The following is a 20,652-nucleotide window of genomic DNA, read 5'->3' as shown; positions in this document are numbered from 1 at the left end:
AGCCGATGCAGGATTCAACTCAATGCATTCAGGCTGTAGAGGGGCTGGGGTTTGCCCCAATCAGCCCCCTCTCCCTATGGGAGAGGGTTGGGGTGAGGGTCGTGGGTCAATTAGCGTTCTGAAACCTGCACATGTCCCTTTTGCGCCGGCTTCCAGCCCAGCAACTGCTGCTTGAAGCCATGACTGGCACCCTGGTAGTAGGCTATTGCCCGCTCAATCAGCGGATCAGTCGCCGCTACCCGCGATTCAATACTGGTGCTCAGCGCATCATCATGGCGGCGCAGCCCCTGACGCGGGCTGAGAATGGCCAGGTCTTTGCCGTCAAACAAACCCAGGTGCTGGTAATTGCCCACGACCACGCGCGGCGGCAGCGGGTTGTCCTGCAACAGGTTGCGGCCAAAGAAGGTCGACTGGTAATCCAGGTTCAGCAAGCCGAGCAAGGTGGGCGCCAGGTCGATCTGGCTGGCCAGTTGCGAGTTTTCACGGGCGTCGATCAACTTGGGCGCATAGATAAACAGCGGGATCTGATAGTTGGTGATCGGCAAGTCTTCCTTGCCGGCACTGCCCGCCGTGTGGTCGGCAACGAAGACGAAAATCGTATTGTCGAACCACGGCTTTTTACGCGCATCGTTGAGGAATTGGCCGATGGCGTAGTCGGTGTATTTCACTGCGCCGTCGCGGCCGTTACCCGATTTGATGTCGATCCGGCCCTCAGGGTAGGTGTAAGGACGGTGGTTGGAGGTGGTCATCAGTTGCAACAAAAACGGTTTTTGTTGCGCGTAATTGGCATCGGCCAGTTTCAGGGTTTCGCGGTACAAGTCTTCGTCAGCCATGCCCCAGGCATTTTTGAAATGGATATCGGCTTCATTCACGCTGCTTTGGTCGACAACGCGGTAACCGTTGCCGCTGAAGAAGGCGTTCATATTGTCGAAGTAACCGCGCCCGCCATAGACGAACACGCTGTCATAGCCCACGCCATTGAGCTGCTGGCCCAGGCTGGCAAAGCCGCTTTCACGGCCGATACGCTTGACGATTGAACGCCCGGGCGTCGGCGGAATGGCCAGGGTAATGGCTTCCAGGCCCCGGTCGGTACGCGTGCCGGTGGCATAAAAGTTGTTGAAGTACAGGCTCTCTTTACGCAGCTGATCCAGATTCGGCGTCAGGTTGCGGCCATCACCGTTGCTGCCCAGGTACTTGGCACTGAGGCTTTCGATGGTCACCAGTACGATATTGGGCTGGCGCACAGCACCCGGGTTATCGATGTTACGGCGGATATCCAGTGGGTCCTGGCCCACAAAGGTGGCGTTGGGCTCGGTCAGTTCGGCGCGCAACTGTTTGGCCACTACATCGGTGGGCAGGCTGGCGTAAAACTGCTGGTAATCCAGCTCGTTGTTACGGAACGCAGCGAAGAACTGGTACGGGCCATTGCTCGCCAGTTCATGCTGGTAGGCGTTGCCGCCCTGGCCGCGCGGGCTGTCCTGGTCGAGCAGTTGCAGGCACAGGCCCGCTACCAGCAGCAGGCCGGCAAAGGTGGCGATACGTCCACCCAGTGTCGGTAGCTCGGCATTCATGGCCGCATTGAACGGTTTACGCACTATCAGGCTCAATACAATGGCAGCCAGGGCGATGGCGCTGAGCAGGATGCCGATTGGATAGGATTCCAGTACGTTATTCAGCACTTCATCGGAGTAGACCAGGTAGTCCACGGCGATAAAGTTGAAGCGCACGCCGAACTCATCCCAGAACAGCCACTCGGCCACGCCAGTAAAAAGCATGGCAAACAAGCTGACCGTCAGCAGGCCCTGCAGGAACCACTGGTGGCCGCGGCGACGCCACAGGGCTGGTGGGCATAACAGCAGATAGACCCCCAGCGGCACGGCGGCATAGGCTAGAAAGCCAAGGTCGTAGAGCAAACCAATGCCAAACACGGGCAGCCAGTTGTTGCCGGCCTCTCCCAGGTGTGTAACTAGCAGAGCGCCTCGGGTGATTAGAAAGGTCGCCAGCCAACAGCCAGTCAACAGCAGGAGATAGCGCATAGGCGCGGTGTGCAGCAGACGCATTAGTTGTTTTTCCTTAAACGCGGGGGTGCGAAAGTGTGCCGGCGCCACTGTATTGAGTTTGTGAACCGACAGTAAAAAAAATGTCATTTATGTGAGAGTCGTAACTAAATTGTCTGAGCGCCCTGTGGTGCTGGCCCTGCGGGGTTCTTGGCCTTAAGCTGCGCGGGCCAAGACGGCCGTAACTGTGAACGGAGAGAGTGCCCATGCGAATTCTATTGGTTGAAGACAACCGCGATATCCTCGCCAACCTTGCCGACTACCTGGGTCTCAAGGGCTATACCGTTGACTGTGCGCAAGATGGTTTGTCGGGCCTGCACCTGGCGGCCACCGAGCATTACGACCTGATTGTGCTCGATATCATGTTGCCCGGCATCGACGGCTACACCCTGTGCAAGCGCCTGCGTGAAGATGCCCGTCGCGATACCCCGGTGATCATGCTGACCGCCCGCGACCAGTTGGATGACCGCCTGCAAGGCTTCAAGTCAGGTGCCGATGACTATTTGCTAAAACCCTTTGCCCTGTCCGAGCTGGCTGCCCGCATCGAGGCGGTTTTGCGTCGTGCCCAGGGCGGCGGGCGACGAGAGTTGCAGGTCGGCGAGTTGCGTTACGACCTCGATACCTTGGAAGTGACCCGTGAAGGCCGTCTGCTCAAGCTCAATCCGGTGGGCTTGAAATTGCTGGCGGTACTCATGCAGAAAAGCCCCCATGTATTGCGCCGCGAAGTGCTGGAAGAAGCCTTGTGGGGCGATGATTGCCCGGACAGCGACAGCCTGCGCAGCCACGTCCACCAATTGCGTCAGGTCATCGACAAGCCGTTCGACAAGCCTCTGTTGCACACCGTACATGGCGTGGGCTATCGCCTCGCCGAGGTTCGTGATGGAGTTTAGGCAAAGTCTTTCCCAGCGGATCATCATCGCTTTTGCATTGATGAGCGCGCTGGTGGCAGGGACATTCGCTGTGGGCATTATTGCCACCGTGCACCTGGTCGAAGAAAAACTCATATCGGCAGGGCTGGGCGGGGATTTGCAGCGCCTGTTGCTGATGGACAACGGCGCGGAGTGGAACCATCGCCCCAAGCCGAGCCAGCTGTTTTATTTCAGTGGCGGGCGTGGCGACTTTGCCCTGCCCAAGGACCTGCGTCATCTGGATCCGGGCTTTCATGAAGTGTTCCGTGACCAGTTGTCGTATCACGCGATGGTAGAAGTGGTCGATGGCCGGCGTTATGTCCTGCTGCAAGACCAGAGCGATTTTGAAGAGCGCGAGCGCGTGTTGTTTGCTGTGGTCGCCGTCGGTTTTGTCCTGGCGCTGGCGCTGGCGGTGTTCCTGGGTTGGACCCTGGCGCGGCGGGTGATGGCTCCGGTTATCCGTCTGGCACGCCAGGTCCGCCATCGCGATCAGTTACTGGGGCTGGCGCCGCCGTTGGCCCCGGATTATGCGGCCGATGAAGTGGGCGAGCTGGCAGTGGCGTTCGATGCCACGCTGGGTCGGTTGCGCGACACCCTGACCCGCGAGCGTTTGTTCACCAGTGATGTCAGTCACGAGCTGCGTACTCCGCTGATGGTGCTGGCCAGTTCCTGCGAGCTGTTGCTGGAAAGCCCGTCGCTGGATCAGCGCAGTCGTTCACAGGTCGAGCGTATTTCCCGTGCCTGTGAGGAAATGCGCGAACTGGTGCAAACCTTCCTCATGCTGGCCCGTGCCCAGCATGAGGATGCCAACATGTCGCCTACGGTGACCTTGACTACCGTGGCCGAAGGCCTGATCAGCCTGTGGCGCGAGCCGATTGAAGCTAAGGGTCTTGAGCTGATCTACGACCCCGGCAATCCGCTGGATACCCGTTATAACGCCACTTTCCTGCATGCAGTCATGGGCAACTTGTTGCGCAATGCCTTGCACTACACCGACAGCGGGTTTATCCGGCTGACCCTGGAACCCAGCGGTTTTGTGGTGGAAGACAGCGGCGTGGGCATCCCTGAAGAAAAGCGCCAGGCGATGTTTCAGCCCTTTGTGCGCGGCAGCGAAAAACGCGGTGAAGGCCTGGGGCTTGGCCTGTCACTGGTGCAGCGCATCTGCGATAGCCAGGGCTGGCGGGTCACACTGACCACCATGGAACCAAATGGCTGCCGTTTTCGTGTCGAGCTTGGTCCGGCCGAGGTTTGAAGTCTTTTCTGCGGCCTGCGTTCTGCAGGCCGCACCCCCCGAAAGTCTGGGCGTAAGTGGCCCTGCGCCAGTACTTTCAACCTGTAAAACCTTGAAATGTTTGTATGAATGGTCTGACAGAATTTTCACCTGTCCATGACCTGATGCACACGTCCCGCTGATTAAGGTAGTGCTCATTAGCTTCTGGAGCACTTGCATGAACTCGATCATCAAACTCAAATTTTCTGAAAAGTACGACCAGCATCACGCTACGCAATACCTGATCAAGCATCAGGACGGCCTGGCCCGACGTTTGTCGCACAAGCGCGATGAACAATTGGCGGGTCGCGCTTTGCAGCTGGCAGGCGAACCTCAGGTCGTTCTCGATTTGCCTTGTGGCGCGGGCCGTTTCTGGCCGTTGCTGGCACAAATGCCAAGCCGCGAGATCATCGGTGCCGATAACTCGGCGTCCATGCTGGAGGTGGCATCTTTGGCCCAACCAGCCGACGTAGTGAAACGGGTACGGCGCTTGCAGATGTCAGCTTTTGAAATAGATTTGCCTGACAACTCGGTTGACAGTGTTTTTTGCATGCGCTTGTTGCACCACATTGGCGATGCAAGCCACCGGATGGCTCTATTACGGGAGCTTCATCGCGTTAGCCGGGACAGTGTGATTATCTCGTTGTGGGTAGATGGCAATTTTAAGGCCTGGAAACGCAAGCGTCTCGAGCGTCAACGCGCTGCAGAGGCAGATCAATACGGTTACCAAAATCGTTTTGTGTTACCTGCTGCTACAGTGGAGGCGGAATTCAAAAAGGCAGGTTTCACCGTTCAGAACCATTTGGACTTTATTCCGCTCTATGCGATGTGGCGGGTTTACGTATTACGAAAGAGATAACTCATGACCGTTGATTTTGTACAGCAATCCCCCTCTGCGACTGAAGACCCATTCGAGTTTTACTGGAATCAGCAAGGCGAATGGGTTGAAGAGCCCAATCAGCGTCGTGGTGGCGAGAGTGGTGTACAACGGATTCATGATGGTGAAGGGCGCTTGCTCTACGCCAAACGACAGGTGGGGCATACCTACCGTAGCTGGCGTTACCCGCTGGGTCGCCCGACGGTGTTGCGTGAACAGGATGCGTTGCTGGCCTTGAGCGCTTTGTCGGTTGGTGTGCCGGAGCTGGTGTACTGCGGAGCGCAACAAGCAACAGACAAGCAATGGCGTGCATTGCTGGTGACCGTGGGCCTGGAAGGCTTTGTTGAAATCGATAACTGGTACGCCGCCGGTGAGCGCGAGCGCTGCGGTGAAGCGGTACATGACCGAGTGCTTGAAGCGATAGGCCATACCTTGGCTCGTATGCACCTGGGCCGTTGGCAGCACGGCTGCCTGTACGCCAAACATGTCTTTGTACGGGTGACGGGGCAGGGCGAGGGAGCCGAGGTTGACGTGGCTTTGCTGGACCTGGAAAAAAGTCGGCAACGCCTGACGGCCCAAAAAGCCGCTTCCCACGATCTTAAGCAATTGCGGCGCCATTCGTCGTGGAGTGCTACAGAGTGGGACAGACTGATCTACTTTTATAAAACAGTGTTTGGCAGCGCTATCAAAGGTTTACGGTGATGAAGCGAGAAATAGCACGAAGTTTGTTTCTGCTGGGTGCCCTGGTCATTGCTGGCGTGGCGTTTGCCGCATGGGAACAGCCTGTGACTCGAGTGTTGAGCGGGGCCCAAATAGGGGCTCATTGTCCGTTGCCGCGGGTGGTCAAAGCTGCGGTAGCAACCCGGCCCGACCACGACCTGTTGCTGTTTATGTTTGGAATGAGCCAGGGGCTGAAGAAGTAATAGCCAAGTCCCTGTAGCAGTTGACGAGCCGTGCGAGGCTACGTCCGGCTGCGCAGCAGTCGTAAAGCCATCCAGCGTTGGTGTATCTGATACACCGTGATCTTTGGGTTTACGACTGCTGCGCAGCCGGACGTAGCCTCTTTCCTTAGGCAGCGACTACAAGTGTTTCTGCAGCTCTACATGATATGCAAATGGTTGTCCCAAAGCCCCGAGGGTAAATCCAATGGCTTGGCTATCAGCTCGCTCTGACGGCAATCGTAGAAACGGCAACGGCCCTGGCCGGACGTAACCACAAAGCCATCCTCCACTGCACCCACCCCAGCACAATCCGGTAATGGCGCATCCAGGCGCAGCACGCCACTGTCCAGGTCCCAGATAAAGAACCGATTGCCCCGCGGAGCCGTCAGCGCAACCAGACGCAACTCGCTGTGAACCGCGACACTGGCCGTGTAATGGCCCATGGCGCGCAGTTGCTGCTCGGCCACCGGGAAGGGTTCAAATGGCTGGCCGGGACGCTTGATGGCCAACAGTTCCGACAACTCATGGGCATCCCCCATAAATTGCTGGCAAGCGACGATGGTGCCGTCACTGGCAATGCCCAAATGGCGCACACTGTTCATCTGCTGGCTCAGGGTTTCCTGGCTGATCAGGCTGCCATCACGGTGCATCAGCACCAGGCTGGGTTCCATCGCGTTCAGGTTCATTTCGACCCGGCTTTCGGCTTCGGTACGAATACCGCCGTTGGCCACCACCAGTGTTTCACCGTCAGGCATCCACGACACCTGATGCGGGCCGACGCCGTGGGTGGGAATTTCACCGCTGTGGATCAGGCGCTCGCCTTCAAAGCGATAAACCCCAAGCAAGCCACGGCCCGGATCAGTGGTGTCGTTTTCAGTGGTGTACAGCCACTCGCCGTCTTTATGGATGACCGCGTGCCCATAAAAATGCCTGTTGGGCCGGGACGTCAGGGTTTGCAGCAACTCCCCGTCTGTCAGGCTGATCAGGTAGCTTTCGGTACCGGGGCGCCGCGCCACGAACAGGGCAATGGGCAGTGTCGGATGGTTAATGATGTCATGGCAGCGCTGGCCGACCCGGGTGCTGAACACCTGAGTGCCATCCAGACGATAACCAACAGCCAGGTGATTGCCGTCTGCATCGTCGCGGGCACTCAGCAGCAACGGGCTTTGGCCTTTCTGTTTAAACAGTGACCAACCGCCCAGCGTGATTGCACTGAGCAATAAGCCACCAAGCTTGAGTGCTTGCCTGCGCATCATCGAACCTTCCTTTATCAATCGCCGTCGTTGGCGTTAAAGCCCAGCTGGATGCCCAGGGCCTTGGCCAGTTCGCCTTCGTGCAGGCGGTGAACCACGTTGAGGCTGTCGTAGATGGCGTTGAGCTGGGCGCGCCCGGCATCGTCAGCCAGCAACTCGTTGAGGGTGCGCTGGTTGTCATTGAACAGCTTGAGCGAGGTGGCGTAGGCCGCGTCGATCTTGTCAGCCAACGGCTTTTGTTCAGCGGGTAGCAGGCTGCGCAGGCCCTTGTTGTCGACACCGGCCCAAACGGTCTGGGCTGCGGCCAGGCTGGCGGCCAGGCTTTTGAGTGACGACTCGCTGCGCCATGCATCAGCCTGGAACGGTTGCGGGATGCCTTTGCTCTGGCGGCCCATTGGCGTGCCGAGTTTTTTCTTCAGGGTATCGAGTGCGGTGACCTGCACGCGCAGCACGTCAGCGATGGCTTCGTGGGAGTCGGCGTAGCGCTGGTTGGGGAACTTGCTCATTTGTGCGAGCATGCCGTCCGTGCTGTTCCAGCTGGCCAGAATCTCTTCGGCCAGTTGCTTCTGACGTTCGCCGATGGCAGTCAGCAGCGGGCAGTAACGGGCTTTTTGCGCATCGTCGGCCAGGTTGATATTGCTGTCGAACAGAATGTATTCGTAGGCAGACAGGCCTTGCACCACAACGCTGGACTTGGCCAGGGCCGCGGCATCGATCTGCGGCTGAGCGATCACCAATTGTTCGACCTGACGGCCGACCAGGTTCTTTTTGTCCGGCCAGAACTGTACCTGCCACGAACGATTACCCTCGGCCAGCGGCCCGATCAGCAAAGGTTGCAGCTCGGCCCAGGCTTTTTGCGCATGCAGGAAGTCGGCGCGGGCCGTTTCCAGGGTTTCCTTGCCCTGGCAGTAGGCCAGGGCGCTGACGGCCAACTGGCGGTCAGCTTCAACCCAGCGGCTGTAGGTAGGCAGGATCACTTGTTTGGCGATGGCTGCCGAGGTGACGGCCTGCGGGTCTTGTGGCGAGCAGGCCGCCAGGGCGATGGCGGCAAGGCTGGTGAACAACAGCTTGGGTCGAAACATGTCGGGGTCCCCGATCTTGTAAAGCGTTAAAGAGAGTTCAGGAACGCCAGCAACGCGGCGCGTTGCTCGGCATTAAAGCGTAACACCTGCTGCCTGGCCGGTTCGGCCTCGCCGCCATGCCAGAGCACGGCTTCCAGCAGGTTGCGGGCACGACCATCGTGCAAAAACTGGGTGTGGCCACTTACCGCCTGGGTCAAGCCGATTCCCCACAACGGCGGCGTACGCCAGTCCTGGCCGCTGGCGGCGAATTCGCTGCGGTTATCGGCAAGGCCCGGGCCCATGTCGTGCAGCAGCAAGTCGCTGTAGGGGTGGATGACCTGATTGGCCAGCTCGGGCTCGGCGGCGTTGGCCGATGTGGTGAACGTTGGCGTATGACATGAGTTGCAGCCGGCCTGGTAGAACAGGTTTTTCCCGGCCAGCACCTGGGGTGCGCCGACATCACGGCGGGCGGGTACGGCCAGGTTGCGAGTGTAGAACTCCACCAGGCGCAGAATGTTGTCGCTGACCTCGGGTTCGCCATCCGGGCCATTGCCGTTGGGCGCCTCGAGGCAGGCAGTTTGGGCCTTGGTGCAGTCATCGAAGGGCCTCAGGGAGGTCGTGAGCCCCATATCACCAGAAAAAGCGTGAACATTTTGTTGATTGAGGTTCGGTTGCCCGGCTTTCCAGCCAAAACGACCCAACACTGTCTTTTGTTGCGCGTCATCCCACACCCAGTTCGGGCGCCCGGCAATACCCTCACGTTTGTCGGCATTGGCCAGAATGGCTTCGTTGGGAATGGCCTCGAGCAGCCCCAGGCCGATCATCGGGGGTGCAATGCGGGCCGACATGCGGGTGTCGGGATGCATCGGGCCATAACCCAGCTGGGTAATCTGCAGGGTGGGCTTGCGCAGTTCGACTTCAGTGCCGTCCTTGAAACGCACGGTGACCGGCTCGTAATCGACCCGAACCTTGCCTTCGGGAGCTACACCGGGCACGGCCATATCCTGCAACTGGCCACCATAGACCGGCTCGGGCACGATGCCTGCCTGCTCGATCAGCGTGGAGTAAGCAGGGTCGTTGGGGATCGACAGGCGCACCAGCATCGACACCGAGTTCTTGGCGCCCGGAGCGGGAGGGTGGCCGCGACCATCCTTGATGTGGCAGTTCTGGCAGCCGTTGGTGTTGAACAACGGGCCCAGGCCATCACGGGCGGTTGTGGTGGACGGGGCTATGACCCAGGGGCTGCGAAAGAAGCTGTTGCCGACGCTGAAATCCAGGCGCCGGGTGGGTGACAAGTTGGCCGAGGGCATGGAAAACGAGTTCTGATCGGTTTTGCGCACCGTAGTAGCCCCGCCTGAGCGGGCTTCGCCGGGCTCGGGTTTGGTAAAGCGCGGGGCATTATCACAACCGCCAAGGCACAGGGCCATGAGCAGCAGAGACAGGCGAAGAGGCAACGAAGGCATCAAACGTCCAGATCAGCGAGCAAAATCGAGGGCGCAAAGTTTAGCAGGGAAGGGGAATTGAAATAAGAGGGATTAGCGTTTGCTGTGACTTGGGGCAGACAAATGACCCTGTAGAAACTCTGTTGCCGATCAAGCCCGCCTGTTGTTCGCAAATCCCTCATCCAAACCGGCCGCTCGACCGCCTCGACCGCCTCGGCAGCTTTTGATCTGGCTTTTGATTTTGATCTGCTGGCCCCATCGGCAGGCCGAGTGGAGGTTCTGCGCAGTGGGTCGACCGGCATGGATGCCGGGAGAGCCGCGATGGGCCATGGATGGCCCGTGGCGGCGTGCCCACGGAGCGGGACCGGAGTGAGGGAACCTGAGCGCAGCGAAGGCCGTACGCCAGGGGCAAGCCTTTTTGGTTACTTTTTCGGCGTCTGGAAAAAGTGACTCGCTGTAAGAGCGAAACCAATATCCCAGTTAGACATGAATGCCGGATATGTACTCAAAGTTCAAGTTAGAGCCACCAAGTACATATCCATTCGATGTGCCACGGCTCTCTACGGGTTCCGCCCTTACGGCGGCTCACTTTTGTCAAACAGCCACAAAAGTAAGCAAAAAGGCCTTGCCCTACCATACGGCCGCCTCGCCAAGGCTCGCCGGTGCCCTCACTCCGGCACTGTTATGGGGGCACGCCGCGACGGGCCATCCATGGCCCATCGCGGCTGGCGCGGCGTCCTGCCGCGCCACCCCCATAACAGCACCTGCGTTCGGCCTTCTGTGAGGGGCATTCACGTCGCTTGACTAATCGAGTGGCCACAGCAAAAGCAAAAGCAAAAGCAAAAGCAAAGGCAAAGGCAAAACCTTGTCGTAGCGAGCAGGCTCGATGTTGAAGTTCTCTTGCTCGCGCCGAAGCGGCCTACAAAAAAGGCGACCCGAAGGTCGCCTTATTGTTCATTCACTCAAACGTTGCAGATCAGAAATCGTGATCGGCGTTGTCCGGGTTCAGGTCGCTGATGCCCAGCTTGCCAGCGGCTTGCTCGATGGCACCGGTCTGCTTGACCAGGGCAGCGATGGCATCACGCACAACCTGGTTGCCCGCAGCGTTGTCAGCTGCGATCAACTGGTCGTAGTGCTCGCCCTTGTTGGCGCGGTCAACCATGACCTGGATCTTGGCTTCGGTGTCGGCCAGATCGGATTTGAGCGTGGCGTCGGTAGCCGGGTCAATGACCACCACCAGCGACGACAGGCTTGGGCCGGTCATTTTTGTGCCGTCAGCACGCACGTACTCACCCAGATACACGTTGCGAATGCCCTTGGCATCGTAGAAGTGCGAGTTGTGGGTGTTGTCGCTGAAGCAGTCCTGCTCGTCTTCAGGGGAGTTGGCTTCCAGGGACACTTTCATCCGCTCGCCGGCCAGTTCGCCCAGCGACAGGCTGCCCATGCCGAACAGCATTTTGCGCAGGCCGTTTTGTACCGGCTCGGCTTCCAGCGTGGCGCGGTAGTTGTCAGCCACGTTTGGTGCCCAGTTGCCGACCATTTCGTTGAGGTCGTTGACCAGCAGTTGGGTCACGGCTTTCAGATAGGCGCGACGACGATCGTTATGACCACCGGTGGCGCCTTCGCCTTCCAGGTAGTCCGAAGCAGGACGGTTGCCTGCACCCGGGCCCGTACCGTTGAGGTCCTGGCCCCACAGCAGGAATTCGATGGCGTGGTAGCCGGTGGCTACGTTGGCTTCGGAGCCGCCCAGCTCGTTGAGGCTGGCCAGGGTTTCCGGGGTGATTTCGGTTACGTCGACCTTGTCTTCACCAATCTGGATCTGGGGGTTGGCGATGATGTTGGCGTTGGCACCCGGGTTGCCCAGTGCGCCGGCGTAGTTGGCGTCAACGTAGTCGATCAGGCCTTCGTCCAGGGGCCAGGCGTTCACCTGGCCTTCCCAGTCATCGATGATGGTGTTGCCGAAGCGGAACACTTCGCTCTGCAGGTAAGGCACGCGAGCTTCAACCCAGGCGGCACGGGCAGCTTTGAGGGTCTCGTCGTTGGGCTTGGCCAGGAATGCATCGATGGCGGTTTGCAGTTTCTTGGCAGTGCTTTCGGCATCGCTGTACACGGCGTGAACCATGTCGGCGTAATGGGCAACGACGGCCTTGGCGGCAGCTTCGTCGACTTTTGCCGCCGTGATGTCAGTGGCAGGCGTCGCGGTACTGGTGGCGGCTGCTGGCGTAGGGGTTGCTGCGGTTTTTTCCTTGTCCTTGTCGCCACAGCCGGCGAGTGAGATAGCAATGGCCAGCAGACTGGCGGTAGCCAGAGGCATACGAATCATGGCGAAAATCCTGCTTCGAGAGGTGGGACAAGCGTGCGGCTGCACGCGAAACTGCCACATGATGCGAAAGATATGCATTTTCTGTAAAGGGCTACTGTTGGAAATATTTCTTATTTACTTCAGCTCTGCCCCGGGTCTTTCATGAATCTCGAAATAAGGACTTACATAATGACGGCCTTGTTACGTCGGGCCTGCTTGAGATAAGCCACCAGCTCCCGTGCCCCAAGGGGTTTGCTGTACAGGTAGCCCTGGCCTTCATGGCAGCCCTCGGCGATCACATAGGCTTCCTGTTCGACCGTTTCGACACCTTCGGCGATGACCTGCATGCCAAGGCTTTTACCGAGCTGGATGATGGCGCGCACGATGGTGGCATCGTCACCGTCATCGATGAGGTCCTGCACAAAGCTTTTATCAATCTTGATTTTGTCCAGCGGCAGGCTTTTGAGGTAACTCAGGGATGAATAACCGGTACCGAAATCATCAATCGCAATCAATGCACCGGAGCGTCGCAGGCTCAGCAGGTGCTGGGCGGCGGTGCTGATGTCTTTCATCAGGCTGGTTTCAGTCACTTCCAGCTCAAGGCTGCGCGGGGCCAGGCGGTGGCGTTGCAGCAGGTTGTTGACCACCCGGGGCAGGTCTATGTGGTGCAACTGCACGGTGGACAGGTTGACGGCCATGCGCAATTCACTGAAACCCAGGTCGTGCCATTCGCGCAGCTGGCCGCAGGCCTGGTCCAGCGCCCATTCGCCAATGGCAATGATGCTGCCGTTTTTCTCGGCCAGCGGGATGAACAGGTCGGGCGGCACCATGCCGTGCTCCGGATGCTGCCAGCGCAGCAGGGCTTCTACGCCGACCACGCGGTGATCGCTGTAGCGGATCTGCGGTTGATAGACCAGGTAAAGCTGGTTGCACAGCAGGGCTTCGCGCAGGTCTTTTTCCAGTTCGCGCATGCGTCGCATCTCGCGGTCGACGCTGGCGATATAAAACTGATAACGGCTGCGCGAATAGCTTTTGGCCAGGGTCATGGTCTGTTCGGCTTTTTGCAGCAACTGCTCAGTGGTATCGCCGTCTTCAGGGAACAGGGTGATGCCGATGGTGGCGCGCAGGCGGATATTTTGCTGGTCAAGGCTGAACGGCGATTCGAGGTCGTCGAGAATGCTCTGGGCCAGTTCGGCAGCCTCATAGGGCTGTTCGATATGGGCCTGCACCAGGGCAAACTGATCGCCGCCCAGACGGCCAAGCGCACCGAGGCTGCCGCTGTGGGCGCGCAAACGGTCGGCCAGGGCCTGGAGCAACTGGTCGCCGGTTTGATAACCAAACTGTTCGTTGATGCCCTTGAAGTCGTCCAGGCCCACGCACAGCACGGCGACACGGCGTTGCAGGCGGCCTGCATCGGTGAGGATCTTGCCCAGTTGCCCCTGCAATTGCTGGCGGTTGGGCAGGCCGGTCAAAAAGTCGTACTGGGCCATGCGCAGCAACGAGCTTTCGGCTTCGTGGCGCAAACGGTTGTTGCGCTCGATCGAGGCCAGCAACTGGTTGGAAGTATTGACCCACACCCCTAGCTCGTTGTGCTCGTGGCCCTTGAGCAGAGGGATCACATGTTCGCTGGGGCGATCGGGATTGATGCTGGTCAGGTGCCCGATGATTTTTGACAGCGGCTTGGTCAGCAGCCAGTGATAGACCAGATACAACACCAGCCCCATGAGCAGAGCGCGCAACAGGCCGGAAAACAGCATCACCGCCGAATCGGTCAACAGGCCCTGACCGTAAGTTGCGGTGTCGAGGGTGATGCTCAGGTCGCCGTAGTACTCGCTGTATGGGCCTTGGCCAACCAACGGAATGCGGAACCTGTGCTCCTGACCCAGTATCAGGTCGGTCACCCAGCGGCTCGATGAGCTTTGCAACTCGCGGTTTTTTTCGGCCAGCGGCGCTTCATTGGGATGGCCGATGGCAGCCTTGCGCACCGCCGGATCCTGGAACAGACCTTCGATAACCTGCATGGCCATATCGCGATCCAGGCTGTAAAGCGCCTGGGTTGAGGGGTCGCGAAACATGTCGAGGATTCGTTCGGCATCTGCCGTAACGGCTTGTCGGACTTTGTAGGCGTCGAACACGATCTGTGCGCAGCTCAGCACGCCTCCAACGACCACTGCTGAAAGCAGCACGATGCGGAGCAACTTGAGTGACAAGCTGTTTTTGAATTGCCGCTTCAAAGCGCTATTCCCTGTTCCTGCCATTAATGCCTGTGGCCTTGTATGTGAACGATTTTTTGCCAGAGTGCAAGTGACCAATGTGCAGCGCTTGTAACGGCTACTGTGTCGGTATCTTCACCTTGAACTTGAGGCGCAGCCTGAAAAATTCCCGCCGCTTTCATACTAGCTGGCCCGGATTGGATGGGCTTTTTAGCAAGCCAAAAAAAACCCGGCAATGCCGGGTTTTTTTATCTGGAGCGAGACTTAGGCAGTGAAGGGTTTGCCTTCGAACTGCTCAGCAACGAACTTCCAGTTAACGAGGTTCCAGAACGCTTCTACATACTTCGGACGCACGTTGCGGTAGTCGATGTAGTAGGCGTGTTCCCAAACGTCGCAGGTCAGCAGCGGGGTGTCGCCGCTGGTCAGCGGGTTGCCGGCGCCGATGGTGCTGGCCAGGGCCAGGGAACCGTCAGCTTTCTTCACCAGCCAGCCCCAGCCGGAGCCGAAGGTGCCGATGGAAGTCTTGCTGAATTCTTCTTTGAACTTGTCGAACGAACCGAAGGCAGCGTTGATGGCATCAGCCAGCGCGCCAGTCGGTTGGCCGCCGGCGTTTGGCGCCAGGCAGTTCCAGTAGAAGGTGTGGTTCCAGACCTGAGCGGCGTTGTTGAAGATACCGCCCGAAGAGGTTTTGACGATCTCTTCCAGGGTTTTGCCTTCGAACTCGGTGCCTGGCACCAGGTTGTTCAGGTTCACGACGTAGGTGTTGTGGTGCTTGTCGTGGTGAAACTCCAGGGTTTCTTTGGAGATGTGCGGCTGCAGGGCATCGTGTGCGTACGGCAGCGGCGGCAATTCGAAAGCCATGATGATTCTCCTAATCAGGTCAGTTGCGATGAGCGCAAGGCCGATCACGGGCGGCCAAACACGCGCCGATGAGTTTTTACTCTTTGCGGCGCAGGGTCAGGATCATAGCACCGGGGTGACGGCATAACCACGCGACAACTGTGTGGGATAGACGTTTCAGCACATGTGGGACTATTTTTTTTTGCCTGTGGGAACAGGGTTATGCTCAGCCCGAAACAATTAACTGCAGCGCCACTGCATACATCATCACCGCTACCAGCAAGTCCAGGATCCGCCAGGTGTTTGGCCGTGCCAGCCACGGTGCAAGCCAGGCCGCACCCAGCGCCAGGGTGAAAAACCACATCAGCGAAGCACTGGCCGCGCCCACCACATAAGCGCCGGGCACGCTTTGCTGGGCGCCAAGGGAACCGATCAGCAACACTGTATCAAGGTAAACGTGGGGGTTGAGCAGGGTGACGGCCAGTGCGCTGAGCATCACTGCCTTGAGCGAGCGGGCAGTCTGGCTGGCAGAATGCTCAAGGCTCGATGTGGAAAACGCCCGGCGCAGCGCCTGGGTGCCGTACCAGAGTAAGAACACCGCCCCGCCCCAGCGCGCAACACTGAGTAATAGCGGGTTTTGCGCCAGAAGGGTCGCCAGGCCAAACACCCCGGCCGCCACCAGCAGGGCATCGCACACGACGCAAAATGCCGCCACGGGCAGGTGGTGTTCACGGCGCAGGCTTTGCGCCAGCACAAAGGCATTCTGGGTGCCGATGGCCATAATCAGGCCGAACGCGACCAACAGGCCATTAAGGTAGCTTTGCCACATAAGGATTACTCGTTGTACTGCAGGCGGGGTTGCTGCTGGCTATTCTCCTGTCCTTGGATGTATAAGAAAAACCAATATTGCTGATCGCTCATTAGGAAAACTGATGTTCGACTATAAGTTGCTCTCGGCCCTGGCCGCCGTTGTGGAACAGGCCGGTTTTGAACGGGCGGCGCAGGTGCTTGGGCTGTCCCAATCGGCCATCTCCCAGCGCATCAAATTGCTTGAAGCCCGTATCGGCCAGCCGGTACTGGTACGCGCCACGCCGCCAAGCCCGACCGAAATCGGCCGGCGCCTGCTCAACCATGTACAGCAAGTGCGTTTGCTGGAGCGTGACTTGCAAAGTGCGGTGCCGGCGCTGGACAATGAAGGTTTTCCAGAGCGCCTGCGCATCGCCTTGAATGCCGACAGCCTGGCCACCTGGTGGGCGCCGGCCGTGGGGGATTTTTGCGCCGAGCAGCACCTGTTGCTGGACCTGGTGGTTGAGGATCAGACCGTTGGCCTCAAGCGCATGCGCGCCGGCGAAGTGGCTGCCTGCCTGTGTGCCAGTGAACGGCCGGTCGCCGGGGCCCGCAGTGTGCTGCTGGGCGCCATGCGTTACCGGGCGCTGGCCAGCCCGGCGTTTATCGCCCGGCATTTTCCGGATGGCGTCAGCGCTGCGCAGTTGCCCAAGACCCCTGCGCTGGTGTTCGGCCCGGATGATTTTCTGCAACATCGCTACCTGGCTTCGCTGGGTGTGGATGGCGGTTTTGAGCACCATTTATGCCCATCTTCCGAAGGCTTTATCCGTTTGGCCGAGGCCGGCCTGGGGTGGGGGCTGGTGCCTGAGCTGCAAGTGCGCGAACAACTGGAAAATGGCCGCCTGGTGGAGCTTTTGCCAGATAAACCCATCGACGTGCCATTGTACTGGCATCATTGGCGCAATGGCGGACAACTGCTGGGGCAACTGACCGAACATTTATCTCGTTCGGCAGCCCGTTGGTTAGTGCCTTTGGCCTGATAACCGGCGTTTAAAGAGCAAGCAGCACGAATTACAGCATTTGGAGTGATTGATGAAGATTCTGGTCACCGGCGCAAGCGGCTTCATTGGCGGACGCTTTGCGCGTTTTGCCCTGGAGCAGGGCTTTGACGTACGGGTCAGCGGGCGTCGGGCCGAAGGTGTCGAACATCTGGTGCGACGCGGCGCTGAATTTATCCCGGGTGATTTGACCGATGGCCTGCTGGTGCGCGACTTGTGCGTGGATGTCGATGCGGTGGTGCATTGTGCGGGGCACGTGGGTGCCTGGGGGCGCTATCAGGACTTCCACCGCGACAACGTGCTGGTGACTGAAAACGTAGTTGAAGCCTGTCTGAAACAGCGGGTGCGGCGCCTGGTGCATTTGTCATCGGCAGCGTTGTACTTCGATGGTCGCAACCACACCGACCTGACCGAAGAACAGTTGCCCAAGCGCTTCAGGCACCCTTTTGCCGCCACTAAAAACCTGGCGGAGCAGAAGGTGTTCGGTGCCCAGGAGTTTGGCCTTGAAGTGATTGCGCTGCGCCCGCGTTTTGTGACGGGGGCAGGGGACATGAGCCTCTTCCCGCGATTGATCAAACAGCAGCGCAAAGGTCGTCTGGCCATTGTTGGCAACGGTTTGAACAAGGTCGATTTCACCAGTATGCAAAACCTCAACGAAGCGCTGATGAGCAGCCTGTTGAGCAGTGCAGCGGCGTTGGGCAGGGCCTACAACATCAGTAATGGCACGCCGATACCGTATTGGGATGTGGTCAATTATGTGATGCGCCAGATGAACGTGCCCCAAGTGACCCGTTATCGTGGTTACGCCACGGCCTACAGTCGTGGCGCGCTTAACGAAGCTGCCTGCAAGTTATGGCCGGGGCAGCCCGAGCCGTCACTCTCGCGTTTGGGGGTGCAGATCATGGATAAAGACTTTACCCTCGACATCAGCCGCGCCCGGCACTACCTCGACTACGATCCCAAGGTGAGTCTGTGGTCCGCGCTTGATGAATTCTGTGGTTGGTGGAAAGCTCAGGAATCCCCTTACCGCTAACCGCTTGCCGCCATTTTTAAAGGTTTACGATGCGTAACGATGCCCGCGACGACTTTGACAATGTGCCGACCCTTCGCGCCGATACCGATGACCATGACGAACCGGCGTCCAGCTTTGGTGCCCGTGAGCGCACCACGGTGTATTCGCGCAATACCCCGGTGATCAAGGTCAAGGGTCCGAGTACCGGGCCTTTGTGGGCCATGATCTGCGCCTTGCTGGTGGCCGTTGGCGGGCTGGGCTGGTGGAGCTTCCAGCAGATTTCGCTGATGGAGCAGCAGTTGGTGGCCACCCAGGAGAGCTTTGCCCGTATCAGCGAAGAGGCAGCCGGGCGCCTGCAGGCCATATCCGGCAAGGTGGTTGCCAGTGAATCGACAATCAACAATGGCAGCGAAGCCTTGAAGTTGCAGATCAAGCAGCTAGAAGAACAGCTGCTTGAGCAGAGCAAGCGTCAGCAAGGCCTGGTGGCGGGGCAGCAGGGGGATCTGGATCAGCGCTTTGAGCAAATCAATGCCGCGATGTTGATGCAAGTGACTGCCCAGAAAGAAAGCCAGGCCAGGCTCGAAGCCGATATCAAGAGTCTGGGTACTGAACTGGCCACGCTCAAGGCAGGTGTCGCCCAACAGGCCACGGATGTGGCGGCCTTGAAGAAACAGGGCAACCCGGGCGCGGCGGTGGAGCGCCTGGAGCAGGATATGATCGTGCTCAAAAGCGAACTTGAGAACCGCCCCGCACCAGCTCAAGGTGCCAATGCTGCCGAGTTCGATGTGTTCCGTGCCCAGATGACGCGCAACATCAACACCCTGCAGAGCCAGATGCAGAACCTGCAGAAGCAGATCAGCGCTCGACCTTGAGCCTGTGCTGAGGGTTTGCCCCTCACCCCGGCCCTCTCCCGCAGGGAGAGGGGGCTGATGTGTGGCGTCAGTCATACCTGCATGTGCCTGTCGGCGGATTTCCGCTTATTGCAACGCTGAAAATCAGCGGATTCCCGCCTACCCATCTCCCGCAAGCCATGTAAACCGTGGTCTCAAGCGTTGGCACAAGTTCTGCTATAGCCCAGCAAGCTCGCGTTTTGACGCGCTATAAAAAAACAATGAAAGAAGGATCCATTCAATGGATAACTCCAGCACCCTGCCTGCCGGGGCCGTGTCTGCGGCGCCTAAAGAAAAGACCACCTCCAGCCGTATCAAATCGATTTTCAGCGGTTCCGTCGGCAATATGGTCGAGTGGTACGACTGGTACGTTTACGCCGCGTTTTCGCTGTACTTCGCCAAGGCCTTCTTCCCCAAGGGCGACACCACCGCACAACTGCTCAACACCGCCGCGATCTTCGCCGTGGGCTTTTTGATGCGCCCGATCGGCGGCTGGCTAATGGGCCTGTACGCGGATCGCAAAGGCCGCAAGGCCGCGCTGATGGCTTCGGTCCTGTTGATGTGCTTCGGTTCGCTGGTAATTGCCCTGTCGCCGGGTTACGAAACCATCGGCGTGTGGGCGCCTATCCTGCTGGTCTTCGCCCGCTTGCTGCAGGGCCTGTCGGTGGGTGGCGAATACGGTACCTCGGCCACTTACCTGAGTGAAATGGCGACCAAGGAACGTCGCGGTTTCTTCTCGAGCTTCCAGTATGTAACCCTGATCTCGGGGCAGCTTATCGCTTTGGGCGTGCTGATCGTGCTGCAACAGACCCTCACCGAAGAGCAACTGTACAGCTGGGGCTGGCGCGTACCGTTCGTGATCGGCGCCCTGTGTGCCGTGGTCGCGCTGTATCTGCGTCGAGGCATGGAAGAAACCGAGTCGTTCAAAAAAACCAGGGTCAAGCCTAAAGAAAGCGCCATGCGCACCCTGCTGCGCCACCCCAAAGAGCTGATGACCGTAGTTGGCCTGACCATGGGCGGCACGCTGGCGTTCTACACCTACACCACCTATATGCAGAAGTACCTGGTGAACACGGTGGGCATGAGCATCTCGGATTCCACCACCATCTCGGCCGCCACGCTGTTTCTGTTCATGTGCATTCAGCCGCTGGTGGGTGCGCTTTCCGACAAGATCGGCCGTCGTCCGATCCTGATCGCCTTCGGTGTACTGGGTACCCTGTTTACCGTACCGATCCTGACCACTCTGCACACCATTACCACCTGGTGGGGTGCGTTCTTCCTGATCATGGCCGCGCTGATTATTGTCAGTGGCTACACCTCGATCAACGCCGTCGTGAAAGCGGAACTGTTTCCCACGGAAATTCGCGCACTGGGTGTTGGTTTGCCTTACGCACTGACCGTGTCGATCTTCGGCGGTACAGCTGAATATATCGCTCTGTGGTTCAAGAGTGCAGGTATGGAAACCGGTTACTACTGGTACGTGACAGCTTGTATTGCCTGCTCGCTGGCGGTGTACGCCACCATGAAAGACACCCGCAAGCACTCGCGCATCGAGACTGACTGACGGCCCACCCGCTCCCACAGGGGGTAGCCGATACTGCTATTTGACAGGCTGGCCAATTGGCCGGCCTGTTTGCTTTTCAGATCCGCCTCCCGGCGATCATGGCCACCAATATCCCCGCCAGTACCCGCCAAGAGCCGATGGTGCCGAAATCCAGCTCCAAATCATCCGCCAGGTAGTC

The 20,652-nt window shown here is 58.8% G+C and carries 17 protein-coding genes; 9 read left to right on the top strand and 8 right to left on the bottom strand.

Annotated elements, in window-relative coordinates:
* Positions 1–110: 110 nt before the first annotated feature.
* Positions 111–2,060, bottom strand: coding sequence for an LTA synthase family protein (locus ACP7BE_RS09435; RefSeq protein ID WP_426105636.1), 1,950 nt, complete (start codon positions 2,058–2,060; stop codon positions 111–113).
* Positions 2,061–2,263: 203 nt separating this feature from the next.
* On the opposite strand from ACP7BE_RS09435, the gene colR reads away from it, so the two are divergent.
* The 5 genes from colR (at position 2,264) to ACP7BE_RS09410 (ending at position 6,035) form a co-directional block, all read left to right on the top strand.
* Positions 2,264–2,947, top strand: a complete 684-nt coding sequence (gene colR / locus ACP7BE_RS09430) for a two-component system response regulator ColR (protein ID WP_016779797.1) — start codon at positions 2,264–2,266, stop codon at positions 2,945–2,947.
* Positions 2,937–4,217 (top strand): sensor histidine kinase, encoded by a 1,281-nt coding sequence (locus ACP7BE_RS09425; RefSeq protein ID WP_095003358.1) that lies wholly within the window; start codon positions 2,937–2,939, stop codon positions 4,215–4,217. The genes colR and ACP7BE_RS09425 overlap by 11 nt, the downstream gene beginning before the upstream one ends.
* A 196-nt stretch (positions 4,218–4,413) precedes the next feature.
* Entirely contained in the window at positions 4,414–5,094 is a 681-nt protein-coding gene (locus ACP7BE_RS09420) for a class I SAM-dependent methyltransferase (RefSeq protein WP_426105633.1), read from the top strand.
* Positions 5,095–5,097: 3 nt separating this feature from the next.
* Complete coding sequence (locus ACP7BE_RS09415; RefSeq protein ID WP_095019398.1) at positions 5,098–5,814, top strand: lipopolysaccharide kinase InaA family protein; 717 nt, start codon at positions 5,098–5,100, stop codon at positions 5,812–5,814.
* Positions 5,814–6,035: a hypothetical protein gene (locus tag ACP7BE_RS09410; protein ID WP_095003361.1), complete on the top strand. Its 222-nt coding sequence runs from the start codon at positions 5,814–5,816 to the stop codon at positions 6,033–6,035. Before ACP7BE_RS09415 ends, ACP7BE_RS09410 begins: the two co-directional genes overlap by 1 nt.
* A 176-nt stretch (positions 6,036–6,211) precedes the next feature.
* On the opposite strand, the gene ACP7BE_RS09405 is transcribed toward ACP7BE_RS09410, so the two are convergent.
* The 7 genes from ACP7BE_RS09405 to ACP7BE_RS09375 all read right to left on the bottom strand — a co-directional run bounded on the left by ACP7BE_RS09405 (position 6,212) and on the right by ACP7BE_RS09375 (position 15,993).
* Positions 6,212–7,309: a DUF1513 domain-containing protein gene (locus tag ACP7BE_RS09405; RefSeq protein ID WP_095003362.1), complete on the bottom strand. Its 1,098-nt coding sequence runs from the start codon at positions 7,307–7,309 to the stop codon at positions 6,212–6,214.
* 14 nt (positions 7,310–7,323) lie between these two features.
* Positions 7,324–8,388, bottom strand: a complete 1,065-nt coding sequence (locus ACP7BE_RS09400; protein WP_095003363.1) for an imelysin family protein — start codon at positions 8,386–8,388, stop codon at positions 7,324–7,326.
* 26 nt (positions 8,389–8,414) lie between these two features.
* Positions 8,415–9,830 carry a di-heme oxidoredictase family protein gene (locus ACP7BE_RS09395; RefSeq protein WP_426105630.1) on the bottom strand — a complete coding sequence of 472 codons (1,416 nt, stop codon included), beginning with the start codon at positions 9,828–9,830 and terminating at the stop codon, positions 8,415–8,417.
* 955 nt (positions 9,831–10,785) lie between these two features.
* On the bottom strand, positions 10,786–12,132 hold the full coding sequence (locus tag ACP7BE_RS09390) for an imelysin family protein (RefSeq protein ID WP_095003032.1): 1,347 nt from the start codon (positions 12,130–12,132) through the stop codon (positions 10,786–10,788).
* 161 nt (positions 12,133–12,293) lie between these two features.
* Positions 12,294–14,369, bottom strand: coding sequence for a putative bifunctional diguanylate cyclase/phosphodiesterase (locus ACP7BE_RS09385; RefSeq protein WP_370688618.1), 2,076 nt, complete (start codon positions 14,367–14,369; stop codon positions 12,294–12,296).
* 219 nt (positions 14,370–14,588) lie between these two features.
* Positions 14,589–15,185, bottom strand: a complete 597-nt coding sequence (locus ACP7BE_RS09380) for a superoxide dismutase (protein ID WP_095003034.1) — start codon at positions 15,183–15,185, stop codon at positions 14,589–14,591.
* A 205-nt stretch (positions 15,186–15,390) separates the two neighbouring features.
* A complete protein-coding gene (locus ACP7BE_RS09375; RefSeq protein ID WP_095003035.1) occupies positions 15,391–15,993 on the bottom strand; it encodes a LysE/ArgO family amino acid transporter in 603 nt (200 codons plus the stop codon).
* Between the two features lie 103 nt (positions 15,994–16,096).
* Here ACP7BE_RS09375 and ACP7BE_RS09370 point away from each other — a divergent pair, with 103 nt between their 5' ends.
* From ACP7BE_RS09370 to ACP7BE_RS09355, 4 genes are all read left to right on the top strand, one after another.
* Positions 16,097–16,990, top strand: coding sequence for a LysR family transcriptional regulator ArgP (locus ACP7BE_RS09370; protein ID WP_426105626.1), 894 nt, complete (start codon positions 16,097–16,099; stop codon positions 16,988–16,990).
* Between the two features lie 52 nt (positions 16,991–17,042).
* Positions 17,043–18,041: an NAD-dependent epimerase/dehydratase family protein gene (locus ACP7BE_RS09365; protein WP_095003037.1), complete on the top strand. Its 999-nt coding sequence runs from the start codon at positions 17,043–17,045 to the stop codon at positions 18,039–18,041.
* A 29-nt stretch (positions 18,042–18,070) separates the two neighbouring features.
* Positions 18,071–18,892 carry an ATPase gene (locus ACP7BE_RS09360; protein WP_095019405.1) on the top strand — a complete coding sequence of 274 codons (822 nt, stop codon included), beginning with the start codon at positions 18,071–18,073 and terminating at the stop codon, positions 18,890–18,892.
* Positions 18,893–19,151: 259 nt separating this feature from the next.
* Positions 19,152–20,474, top strand: a complete 1,323-nt coding sequence (locus ACP7BE_RS09355; RefSeq protein ID WP_095019406.1) for an MFS transporter — start codon at positions 19,152–19,154, stop codon at positions 20,472–20,474.
* Positions 20,475–20,652 lie beyond the last annotated feature (178 nt).

The organism is Pseudomonas sp. TWR1-1-3 (assembly GCF_049896805.1).
Lineage (GTDB): Bacteria > Pseudomonadota > Gammaproteobacteria > Pseudomonadales > Pseudomonadaceae > Aquipseudomonas > Aquipseudomonas bubulae.
The sequence above is the reverse complement of the archived record's forward strand: the minus strand, read 5'-3'. Positions and strand labels throughout refer to the sequence as shown.